At 32.3% G+C, this 17899-nt stretch carries 13 protein-coding genes; 7 read left to right on the forward strand and 6 right to left on the reverse strand.

Going from position 1 to position 17899, the window contains the following annotated elements; translation table 11 throughout:
• Positions 1 to 2: 2 nt before the first annotated feature.
• On the reverse strand, positions 3 to 374 hold the full coding sequence (gene rsfS, locus LG651_RS15440) for a ribosome silencing factor (protein ID WP_226697010.1): 372 nt from the start codon (positions 372 to 374) through the stop codon (positions 3 to 5).
• 94 nt (positions 375 to 468) lie between these two features.
• On the opposite strand from rsfS, the gene LG651_RS15445 reads away from it, so the two are divergent.
• On the forward strand, positions 469 to 1197 hold the full coding sequence (locus LG651_RS15445; RefSeq protein ID WP_226697011.1) for a biotin--[acetyl-CoA-carboxylase] ligase: 729 nt from the start codon (positions 469 to 471) through the stop codon (positions 1195 to 1197).
• Here the strand turns inward: LG651_RS15445 and LG651_RS15450 are convergent.
• Positions 1194 to 1589: an SRPBCC family protein gene (locus LG651_RS15450; protein WP_226697012.1), complete on the reverse strand. Its 396-nt coding sequence runs from the start codon at positions 1587 to 1589 to the stop codon at positions 1194 to 1196. The genes LG651_RS15445 and LG651_RS15450 overlap by 4 nt on opposite strands.
• 60 nt (positions 1590 to 1649) lie before the next feature.
• A complete protein-coding gene (gene pyrE / locus LG651_RS15455) occupies positions 1650 to 2294 on the reverse strand; it encodes an orotate phosphoribosyltransferase (protein ID WP_226697013.1) in 645 nt (214 codons plus the stop codon).
• A gap of 128 nt (positions 2295 to 2422) precedes the next feature.
• Between pyrE and LG651_RS15460 the strand changes: the two genes are divergently transcribed.
• Positions 2423 to 3007 (forward strand): NUDIX hydrolase, encoded by a 585-nt coding sequence (locus LG651_RS15460; protein WP_226697014.1) that lies wholly within the window; start codon positions 2423 to 2425, stop codon positions 3005 to 3007.
• Here the strand turns inward: LG651_RS15460 and LG651_RS15465 are convergent.
• The 3 genes from LG651_RS15465 to LG651_RS15475 form a co-directional block, all read right to left on the reverse strand.
• Positions 3004 to 4053 (reverse strand): nucleoid-associated protein, encoded by a 1050-nt coding sequence (locus tag LG651_RS15465; protein ID WP_226697015.1) that lies wholly within the window; start codon positions 4051 to 4053, stop codon positions 3004 to 3006. The two genes, LG651_RS15460 and LG651_RS15465, sit on opposite strands and share 4 nt — an antisense overlap.
• Positions 4054 to 4330: 277 nt before the next feature.
• Positions 4331 to 6757: a ribonuclease HII gene (locus LG651_RS15470; protein ID WP_226697016.1), complete on the reverse strand. Its 2427-nt coding sequence runs from the start codon at positions 6755 to 6757 to the stop codon at positions 4331 to 4333.
• A 33-nt stretch (positions 6758 to 6790) separates the two neighbouring features.
• Positions 6791 to 7390: a ribonuclease HII gene (locus tag LG651_RS15475; protein WP_226697017.1), complete on the reverse strand. Its 600-nt coding sequence runs from the start codon at positions 7388 to 7390 to the stop codon at positions 6791 to 6793.
• A gap of 251 nt (positions 7391 to 7641) precedes the next feature.
• Between LG651_RS15475 and LG651_RS15480 the strand changes: the two genes are divergently transcribed.
• From LG651_RS15480 to LG651_RS15500, 5 genes are all read left to right on the forward strand, one after another.
• Positions 7642 to 11007, forward strand: a complete 3366-nt coding sequence (locus LG651_RS15480; RefSeq protein ID WP_226697018.1) for a SusC/RagA family TonB-linked outer membrane protein — start codon at positions 7642 to 7644, stop codon at positions 11005 to 11007.
• Between the two features lie 10 nt (positions 11008 to 11017).
• Positions 11018 to 12523, forward strand: a complete 1506-nt coding sequence (locus LG651_RS15485) for a RagB/SusD family nutrient uptake outer membrane protein (RefSeq protein WP_226697019.1) — start codon at positions 11018 to 11020, stop codon at positions 12521 to 12523.
• A 24-nt stretch (positions 12524 to 12547) separates the two neighbouring features.
• The gene (locus LG651_RS15490) at positions 12548 to 13399 is read left to right on the forward strand and encodes a substrate import-associated zinc metallohydrolase lipoprotein (protein WP_226697020.1); all 852 of its coding nucleotides are present in this window, start codon (positions 12548 to 12550) and stop codon (positions 13397 to 13399) included.
• Between the two features lie 9 nt (positions 13400 to 13408).
• Positions 13409 to 14791 (forward strand): DUF4302 domain-containing protein, encoded by a 1383-nt coding sequence (locus LG651_RS15495; protein ID WP_226697021.1) that lies wholly within the window; start codon positions 13409 to 13411, stop codon positions 14789 to 14791.
• A gap of 170 nt (positions 14792 to 14961) precedes the next feature.
• Complete coding sequence (locus tag LG651_RS15500; RefSeq protein ID WP_226697022.1) at positions 14962 to 16929, forward strand: putative porin; 1968 nt, start codon at positions 14962 to 14964, stop codon at positions 16927 to 16929.
• Positions 16930 to 17899 lie beyond the last annotated feature (970 nt).

Here is a 17899-nt window from a genome sequence, read left to right on the forward strand (position 1 = left end):
TTTTAGTAACTGGTTTCTATAATTGTTGTTTTTGCATCGCCCCAAAGGCTCTCAATGTCATAAAACTCACGTATGTGTTTCTGGAAAACGTGCACAACAACATTTACATAATCAATTAAAACCCATTCGGCATTATCGACACCTTCGGTGTGCCATGGGTTATCTTTTAATTCTTTACTTACTTTTTTTTGAACGGAGTTAACAATAGCGTTTACTTGTGTGTTTGAAGTACCTTCACAAATTATAAAGTAATCGCAAACTGTATTTTCTATATCTCTTAAATCTAGCAGATTAATTTCTTTACCTTTAACATCTTCAATGCCACTTATTATTACAGATATGAGTTGGTCTGCGCTTATATTTTCTTTCGCCATTAAGTTTATTTAATTTATGCAAAGTTATTATTTTTTTAGTTCTTTACAGTTTAAAAATTCTTAAGATTTATTTTCTAAAAATAACAACTCTGTAATGTCTATTATCAAACTTAGTGCCATCGATTCTACAAACTCGTTTTTAAGGGATATGATTGCTAATGGAGTAGTGGCAGATTATACTGTTGTTGCAACCCAAAACCAAACCAAAGGTCGCGGACAAATGGGAACGGTGTGGAATTCTGAAGAAGGTAAAAACCTTATGTTTAGTGTGTTTAAAGATTTAAGTAAACATGAAGTGGTATATCCTTTTTACATAAGTATGGCAGTTTCTTTGGCGATATTAAAATCGTTAAAAGGGTTAAATGTGCCTAATTTGTCTATAAAATGGCCTAACGACATTTTGTCAGCTAACAACAAAGTTTGTGGAGTTTTAATAGAAAATGTCATTAAAAATAAATTGGAATCTACAATTATTGGGGTGGGTTTAAATGTAAACCAAACAAATTTTAAGGGCTTACCTAAAGCGAGTTCGTTAAAAAAAATTACGGGCGTGCAGTATAACGTAGATGAAGTATTGCACGATATTATTGGGAATATTAAGTTTTATTCTGAAATGCTTGAAGCCGAAAATTACAAAGCTGTAAAAGATGCTTATGAAGCTAATTTATTTAGAAAAAATAAACCTTCAACATTTAAAAATGCTGAAGGCGTTATGTTTTCTGGTTTTATAAAAGGCGTTTCCAAATACGGTAAATTAATGGTTTTGCTTGAAGACGAAATAATAGAAAAGTTCGACTTAAAACAAATTACATTAATGTATTAAACTGCTTTAGGCATATTGGTTGCTAAGGTTTCTAAAAACTTTGTAATTGGGCTTTTAATCATCATGGCCATCATTGGGTTAAAGTCGCCACTAAATTGCAATTGTACTTCGCTTGAATTGGCATTAACTTCAATAATGTTTCCAATTAACGAAAAATCTATTTTGCCACCTGCAGCACCTAAAACAATTTTGTTAGGCGGTATAACTTCTTTCTTTTTTAAGATAATTTCTGGCATGCCTTTAAGTGCAAATAGGAATTTATCGTCGTCTAAAACTTCAAATTTACTTATGTTTTCGGGCATTAAAGATTCAAAATTTTTAATGTCTGATAAAAAATTAAAAACAGCTTCAGGCGATTTTGAGACACTAACCTTTGGGGATTCTAAATTCATTTTATATGTGTTTTTTTATGTTTTAAAGTCGAGTTTAATAGCTCAACTACATTTTTACAATCAAATTGTGTTCCATTCGCTAGGATTGGCATTCCACGCCGATAAAGTTTTTATTTCTTTTTCGGTAATATAATTTGTTTCTAATGCTTTTTCTAGCAAGGTCTCGTAATTACCTAAAGTGCGTAAAAATACATTTTCGTTTTCAAAATTTTCTTTTGCAACATTAAATCCGTAGGTGAAAATAGCCACCATGCCCTTAACTTTTATTCCGGAGTCTCTAAGTGCTTTTACTGCATTAAGACTACTTTTGCCGGTGCTAATTAAATCTTCAACGACTACAACATTTTGACCACTTTCTATAAATCCTTCAATTTGGTTTTTACGTCCGTGTCCTTTGGCATCGGGGCGCACATAAATAAATGGTAGCCCTAAGTATTCTGCAACTAACATGCCTATTCCAATAGCTCCTGTGGCAACACCTGCAATAGCATCGGGTTTGCCATATTGTTCTTCTATATGTTTTGCCATTGTTTCGCGAACATAATTTCGAATAGTTGGAAAGGATAAAATAATGCGGTTATCGCAATAAATTGGCGATTTCCATCCTGAAGCCCAGGTAAATGGATCTTGCGGGCTAAGTTTTATAGCTTTAACTTGCAGTAAAACTTCAGCTGTTTTTTTGGCGGTATCTTTATTAAAAATCATGTGGGTAAAATTACACATAAATTTAATTTTATTTATGTGTTAATTGTCGATAAAAAATAAATTTTTCAACAAAGTTGTAATTAAAAAATGATATTTTTACCCTAATTATAATTTAACACATACCCCATATGTACAAAGCTTTTGTTGGTGATAAGCCTATAGTTTTAACAACTAGTAAGGAGAAAGTACCACATTTTAAAAACTATAAACTACGTACGGTTAATATTAAAAAGGTTATTAAAAAGTTGCAGTCTAAACAGGATTTGCACGGTGTAAATTTAGTTTATAAAAAGGAAGAGAAGCTTTTAAAAAAGTTTTTAAAAAAACTGCCTAATGTAGTTGCCGGAGGCGGAAAAGTTTACAATTCGAACGGGGAAGTTTTATTCATTTATAGAAATGATAAATGGGATTTGCCTAAAGGAAAAAAAGAGCGAAAAGAAGCTATTGAAGCTAGCGCTATTCGCGAGGTTGAAGAAGAAACGGGTGTTAAAGGCTTAGAAATTGTAAAACAATTAGATACTACTTATCATATTTTTAAACGTAATGGCCAGTTTAAAATTAAAGTAACTTATTGGTTTGAGATGAAAACTAACTATACGGGTAGTTTGCATGCTCAAGAAGAGGAAGGTATTACAAAAGTTGAATGGTTAAACGCAGATCAAATTAAGGAAGCAATAAAAAATTCGTATGCTAATATTAAGCTGTTAGTTTAATTTTCGGCATTAAAAAATACTTTATAGTAATGCATTTTTTTCTCGTCGTCGTAACCGCGTTCTAAATATTCGGTTGAGGCGTCTGGTGCATCAATATCTAGTTTTATTTGTATGTTGGTGTCTAGTTTAATATCGGTTTTAATTTTTCGTTTTTCTTTGGTTACAACAGCTTCAGCAACATCAAATCTATTTCGCATTACTATATTTTGCTCGTCTTCGAAGGTTTTTTTGTAATTGTCGAACTCGCGTTTATGTTTATCGTCTTCAAATAATTCTTCTTTAAACTCTTCTATATTTACGGTTTCGTGTTCCTTAAAAAAGTCGATAGTTTTAGCCAAAAATGTATTTTGCTCTTGTTTGCCGTAACTGGTATTTATTATTTCGTCTGCAAAATCTTTACACAATTCTATATATTGTTGGGTATGGTTATTGGCATCGTCTGCATATTTAATATTTAGAAAGTGATTTATCCAGTATTGCGCATCGTAATTATTATTGTCGATACTAAACACAATGGGGCCTTCTTCATCTTTTTGATTTAATATTAAACAGCCTTTATCTACTTTTTTAGAACTGATACCTTTTTGCACTAAAACATCGTAGCTGTTATTTTCAAGATAGGTTTGAAAAAAATTAATTTTATTTTCAATTTTAAAAATACCAATAGCGTTTGTTGTAATATCTCTAAACTCTATACCTTCAAATTCTACTACAATAACGTCGCCGGTTTTTATATTTGCCGAGTTCGATTGTTCGTATAAATGCGTAACCATGTGTTTCGATGTTTCAATAAAAGTAGTATCATCGTTAAAAATTTGGTTACTATAACTGTTAATTTCGTTTAATGCAATACTGGCATGATGGCTAAAACGATAGCTTTGAACCACTGTACCAAATGGGCGCAATAAAAACGGCAACATTAAGTCGTAACTAGCTTCGTCGAAATCGACTAACTTCTCTGAAAAAGCATTTTTTGTATCGTTAAATTTATTGCCAACTTTATGGATTATAAATTTTGAAATTGAAGCATTTTTACGTGAAATCATAACAGCGAAGTTTAAAGTTTAAAGATTGCAATACTATTAAATATAGTTTACATTTTTATAAAAAAAGAACGCCAAAGTATAAAAACTTTGGCGCTCAAAAAAGATTCGAGGACTTGCGATTTTAATCGGTTGGTGTTATGTTTTAACGGAAATATTTGTAATTGAAAGGTTGTTAGGGCTTTTCATTTAAGAGAGAGCTAATTAAATAGTTTTACAACGATTTTGTTTGTTAAATATAGAAATTAGTTTCTATATACAAAAGCTAAAAAATAAAATATTAATTTATTTGATAAATTATTATGGAGTTGCTTTCTCCTTTAGTTACAAATTCTAGGTTTTTGTCTTTGTCTATATTGTTTAAATCGATACTTGAGTTTCCGTACACAGGGAAATTTGCTAATAATTTAGATTGGCTATCGAATAAATACACCTTGTGTGCTTGTAAATCGGTTACCGAAATATAGATTTTATCGTTTAAATAAAAGAATTTGCATGAGGTGTATTCGCCAAAATCTAAATCGGTTGTTTTGTTTTTAATAGTTAATTTATTTTCGCTAAGTGTAACTAATGTTTTGCTACTAGCATCAATAAAGTGTTTTTCGCCTAAATTTATAGGATTTTCGTTAACGTTGCCTTTGGTGTCCACTGTAAAAAGGTTTCCTGTAGCTGTTGTGGTTGTAAAATTATCGCGGTACAAATAAATAGGTGTATTGGCGTAATTTTCTTGAATTTTAGGACTAACCCTGGTTTTTCCGCGTCGATCTAAAATATAAAGTTTATTTTTTGTTTTAAACGCGATGTAATCTTTTCGGCTTAACCTAAAATGTTTTGGTTGCGATATTATGGTGTTATTGGCTTTTGTAAAACCAAATCCTTTTACAATTTTGGCTTGTGTATTATAAAGAAGTAGGTTTTTGTTTTGCGTTACTAATAGGCGGTAGTTTTTGTTTTTGTCGTAATCGAAAACGGCTAAGGGTTGCGTAATATTGTCTTTAAATTTAACTGGGAATGGGCCAACATCGTTTCCGTTTCTGTCTATAATATAAACACGTTTAGGTGTAGCGAAGGCGAGTTGTAATCGTCCGTTTTTGTAAATATCTATTTGTTCAATGCTTCCTAAAATTGGGCCTTGTAGTGCTTTTTTCCAAAGAATTTTTCCTTGGTTAGAAATTAAGTATAAATTGTTGTTTATATCTTGCACTACAATTTCTTTTTGAGCCGTAATATGGTTGTTTACAAATTGAGGATCGTTTAAAATATCTTTATCCAGCTTTATGTTAAAGGATTCTGACACAGAGTTTTGATGAATAATACGCTTGCTCTTTTTTATTACAGCATGTAAATGTGCAAAATTATTATCGTAAACAAATTGAATTGCCGAGGCCTCATATTTGCTAACATTGAAATTAGCCGATGTGCCTTCGTTTTTATTAATTATACTTTGTAACGAAGCCGGATTAATAACTTGTAATAACGACGATGCTTTACTCAGTTTTTCGTTAACTGCTTCAAAATAATTGGTATTTATAATTGTGGTTTTGTTTTGGTAACTGGCAATTATATTTTGCAGTGTTTCAAGGTTATTGCTGAAAATAAAAAAGTTATCAATTATGCAATACATCGAAATGTTACTTACCGATACAAAAGGAGATAAGTTTTCTTTAAATAGTTTAGGTGTGCTAAAATTGTAAATATCTACTTCTCTAAAGGATCCTGTAATGGTTTTTTCGGCAACTAAGGCATCGTTAGTTGCTATAACATCAATAGAGTTTAAAACAATGGCGCGCTTGTTTCCCTCGTAAATAACACCAACTTCAATAACATCATGGAGTAGGGAATTGCTAATAATAGAATCGTTTTCTTTGAATTTAGTAAGGTTGTTGTTGAAAGTTGTAAAGCTATCAAAAGTAAAACTTAAAAAGCCATCGCAATTTGACGGTGCAATGTTTTTAATTTGATTTTCTTGAGGTATCGTATTTTTAAAAACATTAATTAAACTTTCCGTAGAGTCTGACGCATTTGTAATACCATTAATTAAAATGGCATCTTGGGTAATATCAAAATCGGCGGCAATATAGTTACTAAAGTGTTTTAAGGATAACGAGTCTTCAATGAATAAGGTGTTATTATTAAAATTGCTTGTTTTAACTAATACAGAAAAGGTGTTGTTTTCGTCTAGAGCTTTATAGGGTTTTAAAATATTTTTGCTTATCGGTTTGTTAAAAAGAGCTTCGGTGGCTTGTTTCGAAGACGAGGCGTAAAACGTGCTGTCTATTAAAGTGCTGTAAAAAGTTGCTTCGTTTATGGTAGATTTTGTGATGGTTATGTTCTTGTATTTTAGGCTTTCTTCAGAGTAATTTGGTAAAGAATCTGTTACAAAAAAATCAGGATTTAATTTAGTAATTATGCTGTATTGTAAGCTGTCGTTACCATCGTTAAACAAACAAATTAAAATTTCGTTTTTAGGATTTAAGTAACTTATTGAGTTTAGTTTGTTTTCTAAACTTTGGTAAGTGTTGCTTGCAGATAGTTTATTTAAAAAATCATTGTTTTTAATACTATTTTTTAATTCGTCTACATTTGAAGATTTTATAATTACGGAGGCATTTTCAGGAACTAAATCTATGAGTTCAAGGCGCTCGTAATTGGAATAATTACAGTTAACTAATAATAAAGCTGTAAGAACTAAAAAAAGAAATCTCATATTAAAGGCATGAATTTTTACAAATATAAAAACTTATAAATCTAACTTTAATTGTTCCGGTAATAATCTAAACGATTTTCGATGATACTTTGTAATGCCATATTTTTTAATGGCTTCGCGATGCTGTTTTGTTGGGTAGCCTTTGTTTTTATTCCAGTTGTACATGGGGAATTCCTCATGAATGCGACTCATATATAAGTCTCGATGTGTTTTTGCTAAAACCGAAGCTGCGGCAATGCTTAAATATTTACCATCACCTTTTATTATGGTTTCGTGAGGAACGTTTTTATAAGATTTAAATTTATTGCCATCAACAATTATATACTCGGGTGTTATTTGTAACTTATCAATGGCTTTATGCATAGCCAAAATTGAAGCATTAAGTATATTTATTTGATCTATTTCATCTTCAAAAATATGGCAAACTCCATAATGTAAAGCTTCTTGCTCAATAATAGGTTTTAAAATATCGCGTTTGCTTTCGCTAAGTTGTTTCGAGTCTGTTAATATTTTATTATTAAAACCTTCGGGTAAAATTACGGCAGCAGCAGTTACAGGACCTGCTAAACAACCACGGCCAGCTTCGTCGGTGCCACATTCTAATAAATGATTCGAAAAATGAGATAAAAGCATAGTTTAAACTTAAACAAATAAAGTAAAAATGCGCCAATTTGGAGATGTGTCACTAAAATTTTTCCATTAAAAAATATTTAATGTTTCGTCGCATTTTAAGTTTTATTTCTTGTGAATCTAACAATTTGTTGGGCTTTATCTATTTTTCACTTTCGTTTTTCGTGAAATTTAAAAGAGTTTGGCGTTAAAATTTTGCTTTATTAAGATAATATTAAGAAATTCGTCATGAGACTAATTCAAATACATAATTTATGAAATTAAAACTAAAAGGCTATGTCGTGCTATTAGTAGTATTGGCATTGCAATTTTCCTTTGCTCAAGAAAAGCAAATTATTGGTTCTGTTCTTGATGCGAGTGGTCTGCCGCTTCCAGGTGTAACCATTATTGTTGAAGGAACAAGTAAAGGAGTAACATCAAATTTTGATGGTGAGTATCTCATCTCTGCGAAAGTAGGAGATGTTTTAAAATTTAGTTATGTTGGTATGCAAACCCAACTTGTTACCGTTGCCGATAGTTCAACGATTAACGTAACTATGAAAGAAGATGTAGAAAGTTTAGATGCCGTAGTAGTTACAGGTTATCAAAACGTGCAACGTGAACTTTTTACAGGAGCTTCTCAAACTATTAAAGCAGCAGATGTTAAACTTGATGGTGTTGCCGATATTTCTCGCGCACTTGAGGGTAGAGCAGCTGGTGTAAGCGTTCAAAACGTTACAGGTACTTTTGGTGCCGCACCAAGAATTACTATTCGTGGTTCTTCATCTATTTTAGGAGACACCAAACCAATTTGGATTATTGATGGTGTAATTCAGGAAGAAATTGTTAACCTATCGGTCGCCGATTTAGTATCTGGTGATCCAAACACCTTACTTAGTTCGGCTGTTGCTGGTTTAAATGCTGCCGATATTGAGAGTTTCGAAATTTTAAGAGATGCGTCAGCTTCGGCACTTTATGGAGCAAGAGCATTAAACGGTGTGGTTGTTATTACAACAAAAACAGGTAAGAAAAACCAAAAGCCAACTTTTAATTATGCGGCTGAATATGCCGTAAGAGCGCGCCCAACCTATGCGAATTACGATTTATTAAATTCACAAGAAACGGTTTCAGTTTATCGTGAAATGGAATCGAAAGGGTTTTTAAGTATGCCATCTGCTTTTCAAGGTAGATATGGTGGTATATACAATATAATGTATAGAGCTATAGATAACTATAATACTGATACCGGACAATATGACTTAGAAAATACACCTGAAGCCAGAGCAGCATTTTTACAAAAATACGAGCTGGCTAATACCGATTGGTTTAAAACCTTGTTTAGAACCACACCAACACAAACACATACGCTAAGTTTTTCTAGTGGTAGCGAAACTTCTACATCTTACGCTTCTTTAGGATATTATACAGATAGCGGATGGACAATCGCAGATCGCGTTCGAAGAATTACTGGTAACTTAAGAAATACATATTACCTTTTTGATGATAAGTTAAAGTTAACTACACAAATACAGGGTTCTATAAGAAATCAACAAGCACCTGGAACATTTGAAAGACAAGAAGATGTTGTAGGTGGGTCCTTTACTAGAGATTTCGATATTAACCCATTTAGTTATGCCTTAAACACCAGTAGAGCTTTAAGAGCTTACGATGATAATGGCGATTTAGAATATTCTAGATACAATTGGGCTCCTTTTAATATTATAAACGAAATCAATAATAACTCATTAGAGTTAAATGTTTCGGATATTAAATTTCAAATGCAATCAGAATATAAAATTAACGATAAGTTAAATTATAATTTCTTAGGTTCTGCACGTTATGTAACTTCAAACGGAGAGCAAGGTGCTACAGAAAATTCTAATGTAGCTGGAGCATATAGAGCAGACGAAACAACAATTGTACAAGATGCTAATACATTTTTATTTACCGATCCAGACGAGCCAAACTCAAGACCATACGTTGTGCTTCCAGTTGGAGGTATTTTAACAACAACTAAAAATACATTAGTAACTTATACTTTTAGAAATACGTTAGACTATTCAACAAGATTTAACGATACTCATGGTTTAAGAATTTATGGTGGTCAAGAATATCGTTATACCGATAGAACAAGTAGTTCTAATACGGGCTACGGTTATCAGTTTGATAGAGGAGGAACTGTATTTACAGATCCTGGAATTCTTAAAAAAGCAATTTTAGAAGGTAGAGATTATTTCTCTTCTCAAGAAACAAGACAGCGTGAAGTGTCTTTCTTCTCAAATATTACTTATGATTATAACAAAAAGTACGTGCTTAACGTAACCGGAAACCTCGAAGGTTCTAACCGTGCAGGTAAATCTTCAGATTCAAGATGGTTACCAACATATACTATTGGAGGTAAATGGAATGTAGATAAAGAAGATTTTATTAGAAACTCCAACTTAATTTCAAGTATGGCGTTCCGACCAAGTTATGGTCTTGTAGCTTTATTAGCAGATAATGCAACTAACAACTTAGCGGTTTTTAGAAATGAAGTTACCGATAGATTTAGTTCTAACGATAGAGAAAATTATATCAATATTGAAGATTTACAAAATACCGAGTTAACTTGGGAAAAAACTTTAGAGTTAAACCTTGGTTTAGATATTGGTTTCTTTAACAACCGAATTATGATGAATTTTGATACTTATTTTAGAAAAGGTATTGATTTAATTGATTTAATTAGAACAACTGGTATTGGTGGTGAGTCGCTAAAACTTGGAAACAACTCTGAAATGAAAACAAATGGTGTCGAGTTTCAGTTAAATACTGTTAACATCGATAAAGAAAATTTTAGATGGAAAACAGGTTTTAATATTTCTCATTTTAATCAAGAAGTTACATCGCTTAAACAAGAACCAAATGTATTCGATTTAGTTACTGGTCAAGGAAATGGTAATGCCGTTGGTTATGCTAAGGGTGCATTATTCTCTTTCGATTTCCAGGGATTAAACGAATGGGGTTTACCTCAATTCCTAACAGACGACGAAGATTACGATCCAGAGAATCCTTACGATTTAATCGATTTCCAAGATACAGAAGACGTGCTTGATTATTTAGTTTACGAAGGACCAACAGAACCAAATTTAACTGGAGGTTTATCAAACACCTTTAAATATAAAAACTGGGATTTTAGCTTCTTCGTGTCATTCTCTGCAGGTAACAAAATAAGACTAAATCCAGCTTATAAGTCAGAATACACAGATTTAGATGTTTTTCCAAGAGAATTTGTTAACCGTTGGTTAGTTCCTGGAGATGAAAACGTAACTAATGTTCCTGTTTTAGCGTCAGAAAGTTTATTACAATCTTATGGTTCTAATAATTTAGAACGTGCTTATAACGCTTATAATTATTCTACCGAAAGAACTGCCGATGGAGGTTTTGTAAGAATGAAAAACATAACGTTAGGTTACAGCCTAGATTCTCAAACAATAAAACAATTAGGATTAAGTTCGTTTAGATTTAGCTTACAAAGCACAAATCCATTCTTAATTTATTCCGATTCCAAACTTGGAGGTCAAGATCCAGAATTCTTTAGATCTGGTGGTGTTGCTTACCCAATTTCTAAATTATACACATTCTCTCTTAATATTGGATTTTAATTAAATGACTATGAAAAATATAAAAAATAGAGTTTTATTATTGTGTGCAATAGCTTTCGTTTCTATTTCATGTAACGATATTCTAGATGAAAATCCCGATAATAGAACCACAATCGATTCTCCAGATAAAGTAGCAGAGCTATTGGTTGGAGCTTATCCAGAGGCGGCATACGTAACATTTTTAGAGCCATTCTCTGATAATGCCGGAGATAAAGGCCCTAACGCTACAGGAGGTAGTGATGCTTTTAGAACCCTAAACGAACGTATGTACTTTTGGGAGGATATTAATACTACAGATTCAGATACTCCCACTAATTATTGGAATGCTGCATATAAAGCTATCGCACAAGCAAACCAAGCTTTAGTTTCTATAGAAGAACTTGGTGGTGGCGCTGATTTAGATTATTTAAAAGGAGAAGCTTTAATGTGTAGGGCTTATGCACATTTTATGTTGGCAAGTATATTTTGTAAAGCTTACGATCCTGCAACTTCAGCATCAAATTTAGGTATACCTTATGTGTTAGAGCCAGAAACAGTGCTTTTAGGTGAATACGAAAGAGGAACCTTAGCTTATGTTTATGAAAATATTCAAAAAGACATTGAAGAAGGTTTGCCATTAGTTGAAGATGACTACGAAATACCTGGCTTTCATTTCACAAGAAAGGCGGCAAATGCTTTTGCATCTCGATTTTATTTAAATATTGGAGAATGGCAAGAAGTAATAGACCATAGTACGGTGGCGTTAGGTGGCGGATCTGGTGTTGGCGAAATAAGAGACTGGAGCAGCTTTTATGCGCCAGCAACTTATGCAGAGCAAACAGCTCTATATACATCCTCTACTTTAGAGCCGGCTAACCTATTATTAGTGTCTTCTGCCTCAACCTATTCAAGATATCACTTTAATGCAAGATACCAAATGAATAACAGCGTAGCAAGTACCTTATTTTTTGATGGAAATATTACTGGAAAATCTTGGTCTTTTGGGGTTTATGGTTCATCAGATTTATATTATAACATACCAAAATTTCAAGAATACTTTAAAGTAACAAATCAAGCAGCAAATACAGGATCTGCGTTTGTAACTTATGTATTATTATCTACAGATGAAGCTTTATTAAATAGAGCAGAAGCTTACGCCATGTTAGGCCAGTATGAAGATGCTACGGCAGATATTAACTTATCACTTTCCGTAAAAACAACTGGTTATACAAGTTCAGACGAGCTTACAACTTCAGACATTGAAACAGAATACCAAGATTTAGCTGCCGATGTTTACACACCTTATTATGGTATTTCTGCCGAAGCGCTGCCTTATGTAGCTGCTGTTTTAGATATTAAACGTACGGTGTTTTATAACGATGGTTTACGTTGGTTCGACTTAAAACGTCACGATGTTGAGGTAACGCATTACGATTATTTGGGGAACGAATTTGTTTTGCCTAAAGGAGATAACAGACGAGCAATTCAAATTCCAGAATCGGCACAGTCGTTTGGAATTGAAGAAAATCCAAGATAAAATTTAAACCAAAATCAAATAAAAATGAAAAAAAATATAATATATACATTTTTGGTTTTTGCATCGCTAATCTTTGTTTCTTGTGCAAATGAAGATGGTGTTTCAACCACGCAGATCGATACTTCTGCACCTATTTTAAATGAAACAGATGTATGGTTAAGAGAAAATTTTGTTTCTCCATATAATATCGAAATTTTATATAAGTGGAACATTAATAACACCGATATCGACAGATATTTACATCCACCATACGAGGCAAGTGTTAAACCTGCCGCAGTAGCTTTACAAAAAGCATGGATAGAACCTTACACTGCTTTAGGAGGAGAAAATTTTATTAAAGAAATAGCGCCACGTCAATTTGTTTTTGCTGGTAGTTTTAACTTTAATCCTAATAGTCCAACAATTACTTTAGGGGTTGCCGAAGCTGGTACAAGAATTACGTTATTTAATGTAGATTATTTAGATTTTACAGATATTAACAGCATCATTCAACCATTAAAAACGGTACATCACGAGTATGGGCATATTTTAAATCAAAATGTGCCTTTAGATCCTGCATACGGACAAATTAATCCAGAAAATTATACCGCTCAATGGTTTAATAGAACCGACGAATTTGCTCGTGAATTAGGCTATATCACGGCATATGGTTCTAGTAGTGAAGGTGAAGATTTTGTAGAAATGGTTTCAGAAATGTTAACACATTCAAAAGAGCAGTTCGATGCTATTGTTGAAAGTATTCAAGATGAAGAGGCTAAAGCTCAAATTCGTTTAAAAGAATCAATGGTTGCAGAATATTACCTTACGCATTTCGATATTGATATATACGAGCTACAAGAGTTAACTTATGCTGCAATTCAAGAACTTGTAAACTAAAAAAATACTATGAAAAATATTTTAAAAAATAATTATGTGTTACTATTTATCATGTCTATTCTTTTAGTGGCATGTAATAGTGACGATTCTAACGAGGTTTTCGATGAGGCTCCGGCTAATAGGTTAACCCAAGCAAACGAGGAGTTATTAAATATATTAACATCGAACACTCAAGGCTTTAAAGCGAGTTACTTTACCAAAAACGACGAATTTGGTGGGGTTACCTTTTTTATGAGGTTTAACACCGACGGAACTGTAGATATGACTTCAGATTTCGATGATGATATCGAAATTGCATCATCATCTTACGAGGTAAGAGTTGGTACAACTACAGAACTTGTGTTTACTACAAGAAACCATATTCAAAAAGTAAGCGACCCTTTATTAGGTGGTTTAATTGGTACAGGTTTTAAAGGGACATCAGTATTTCAGCTTTTCTCAAACGAAGATGGAGAACTTGAGTTTAAAGATGTGCGAAACAGAGATACGTCATCTTTCGTACTGGAACCATCAGGTTTTACAGATTTTGAAACAGAAAGTATTGAAATGGTTGAAGCTTCTATAGAGCAAAAAAATAATATTTTGCCAGAAGTTACTTCTTCTGTTTTTCAAGTATTAAGAATGGATAATGCCAATGGTACTGTAGATTTCAATCTTAATTACGATACGTTAAGACTTTTTGCAACACCAACCTTAACATTAGATTCTGGCGATTTAGAAGAACTTAGTTTTGGTATAATTTTCACCGATACAGGTCTTAATGTAAACCCTGCAATCGAATACGAGGGCGAATCTTATACAGAATTTATTTATGATGAAGATTCAAATAGCTTTATCTCTACTGTAAATGGTACAACAGCTACTATTTTGTTCTCAGATTGGCCAGCATATATCTCTAACGATATTTATGAAATGGCTCAAATCGATGGCGGTTTACCAATTTTCTTATACAGACCAGGTTTGGGTGCAAATCCACTTACTTCCGCCGGACATGATAATATTATTGAAAGTTTAGATGCATTTTTAGCTCAGTTTGGTCTTTCATTTTTCGATTATATTTTCTTTTTCGATTTCGATGATAACGGAAATATATGTGAAGGATTACTTAGGGTTAGAATTAATGGTTTACCATCTTTAAACTATTGCTTCTCTGGAGCAACAATTAACGATGATAGAACTTTTACAATGAGCTTCCAAGGTGCGGCAGATCAAGATAGTTTCGATTTGCAATTTTTAGCTCAAGATATTATTGACTTTTTCAATAGCTCACAAGGTATGGTTGGAGAACTTGAAGGTTCGTTTCAAAGTGATACATTTAGCTATATAAATTTAGCAGTTACCTTTGCAAGTTTAGAAGACCCATCGTTAAGAGTGTATGGTTTATTCTTTTAAAAATTTAGCATAGAGCTAATAAAGCACAAATAAAAGCCTTAACCCAAATATGTGTTAAGGCTTTTTTTATTAGAATAAATCGTGTTATTTTTTTATCAAGCTCAATATTTAAAATAATTGCGTTCACTTTGCGTTCAAATATTTACTTTTGCCTCTGGAAATTTGCAACTATGAATAAATTAGTAACTACTTTATTGTTTTTATGTATTTTAAGTGCTTTAAATGCGCAACAAAACGAGAAAATAATGTCTATAAAAAGTAAGAATGGACAGAGTCAATCCCAAGATTCTTTAAAAGTAGATGCAAACAAAAAAGAAAATAAAAAGGATAAAGAGCTAAAAGCGAATATAAAAGACTATTTAATTATCTCTCAAAACAGAGATACTACTTATGTCGATACCTCATTAACCATTCAAAAAGAATATAAATTTAATTATCTACGTAAAGATAATTTTGGGCTACTTCGTTTTTCTAACCTTGGGCAAACCTATAACAGTTTAACTTATAATTTTAGCAATACTAGTTTAATGCCAGGTTTTGGTGCAAGAGCGAAACATTTTAATTATACAGAAATAGGCGATGTAAATTATTATCGCGTGCCAACACCACTAACCGAGTTGTTTTTTAAAACAGCATTCGAGCAAGGTCAGTTAGCCGATTCTTTTTTTACAATAAATACTTCGCCACAATTAAACTTTTCGGTAGAGTATAAAGGACTTCGTTCCTTAGGTAAGTATCAAAATATTTTAGCCAGTACAGGAAACTTTACATTTACAACAAACTATCAAACTAAAAACAAAAAGTATAATTTGCGTGGGCATATAACCATGCAAGATTTCTTAAATCAAGAAAACGGCGGTATAATAGATGATAATATAGACGAATTCGAAAACGCTGACCCGGAGTTTCTCGATCGTTCCATCTTCGAAGTCAATTTTGAAAATGCTGAAAGTTTTCTAAAAGGAAAACGTTTTCATCTAGAACACGATTATAAACTCATTCATAAAGCCGATTCGCTATCGCAAAACAAACTAAGTTTTGCTCATATAATGTCTTTCGAAGATAAATTTTACCAGTTCGATCAAACCAGTGCCGATACCGATTACTTTGGCGAATCCTTCGTGTCCACAGTTCAAGAACGCGCAACACTCGAAAATTTTTACAATCAGCTACAATTAAATTATAGTAATAACCTATTAGGCGATGTACAATTTAACGTAAGTCATAATAATTATAATTATGGTTACAATAAGCTAATAGTATTAAATGGCACCACAATTATTAATCGTTTAAAAGGCAATATATACGCCGCGGGAGCAAAATACAACAAGCAATACAAAGGATTTAATTTAAACGGAGAAGCAGGAGTAAATTTTGCGGGCGATTTCGAAGGTAACTTTATAAAAGCGCAAGCCTCATTTAAAATAAAAAACGATATATCGGCAAGTGCTTCATTAAATCACAGTTCTCAAGTGCCAAATTATAATACGCTGTTACATCAAAGTGATTATATAAATTACAATTGGCAAAATAATTTTAGTAATATTCAAACTCAGCAACTATCGTTCAATGCAAAATATAAAAAGTTAGCAAATCTAACCGTCGATTATTCCACAATAACCGATTACGTATACTTTAAAGAGGACGAAACCTCTCAACAAGTCAATCCGTTTCAAAACAGCTCAACAATAACCTATTTACGAGCCAAATTCGAAAATGAAATTACAGTAGGTAAGTTTGCATTAAACAACACCATCATGTACCAAAACGTACAAGATCCCAATAACAGTTTAAACGTACCCGAACTCAATACACGTAACACCCTTTATTTTTCAAGTCATTTATTTAAAAAAGCACTATACCTTCAAACTGGGCTAACCGTAAATTACTTTACCAAGTATTATTTAAATGCGTATAATCCATTACTGGCAGAATTTTATGTTCAAAACGAAACGCAGTACGGGAATTTCCCATTAGTCGATTTCTTTTTAAACGCCAAAATCCGTCAAGCGCGCATATTCTTTAAAACCGAACATTTCAATTCATCCTTTACAGGTTACAACTATTATTCAGCGCCAAATTACCCTTACCGCGATTTTATAATTCGCTTTGGTGTAGTTTGGAACTTCTTTATGTAACCAAATAATGTTAATCAAGGCATTCCCACGCCAAAAAAAGGTTGTCGCGGTCGGGCTTTGCGCTATATCTTTTTGTGCGTACCTTCAAAAAGGATGCCGCTACAATCCCTAATGCGGGTAATATTGCGAGGCAGATTTAAGCAATAAGGTAAAGGAGTATCAAAAAGGTTACTATATAAAGAGTAAAAAACAGTAACAGATAATCTATTTATATAAAACATATAAAGAATAAAGGTTTATTGCTGCAAAAAACGAACCATCTAATCAATTAATAAGAAACCAAAACATGAGTTTATAAGCGGTCATTTTAAAGATAAAGTATAAAACCCAGGTTAAAAAAGGATTTTATATAAAGTAAATTCAAAAAAGATTATGGTGTAAATAACGGGTAATAAAGGAGTTCCGTTTAATAATTAAAAAAAGATTAAAAAAAGGTTATAAAAAGTTTGTTTAAAAGAGAAAAAGGGGAGTATATTTGCACCCGCAAAAACGGGCAACTGTTGGCGCAACGTTCATAAACAAATAGAGAAACAAGTAGTAAAAGGTTTTTAAAAAAAAACTTTAAAAAAGTTTCAAAAAAGTATTGCAGAAACAAAAAAGGGTTGTATGTTTGCACCCCGCAAAAAACAGGAAGCTGTTTTAGCGTGAAAGTTCTTAAATATTAAGCGAAACTAAAGATAAAGAAAGACTTAAAATTTTTTTAAAAAAAAAGTTTCAAAAAAATGTTGTAGAAACGAAAAAAGGGTTTTACATTTGCACCCGCAAAAACGGGTAATAAAAAAGCCTAAAAGTTCTTAAAAAAAACACTGAGTATTGATTTTAATTTTTTTCAAAAAAAAGTCAAAAAAAAGTTTTGAGATTTAAAAAAGGGTTTTATATTTGCACCCGCTTAACAAGGAAACGAGTTAAGAAAAGAAAAAGATAAGTTCATAAACATATTGAATTGACAGCGTAAGATTGGTATTGGAAA

The sequence above is a fragment of the Neotamlana sargassicola genome (assembly GCF_020523965.1).
In the GTDB taxonomy this organism is placed as follows: domain Bacteria; phylum Bacteroidota; class Bacteroidia; order Flavobacteriales; family Flavobacteriaceae; genus Neotamlana; species Neotamlana sargassicola.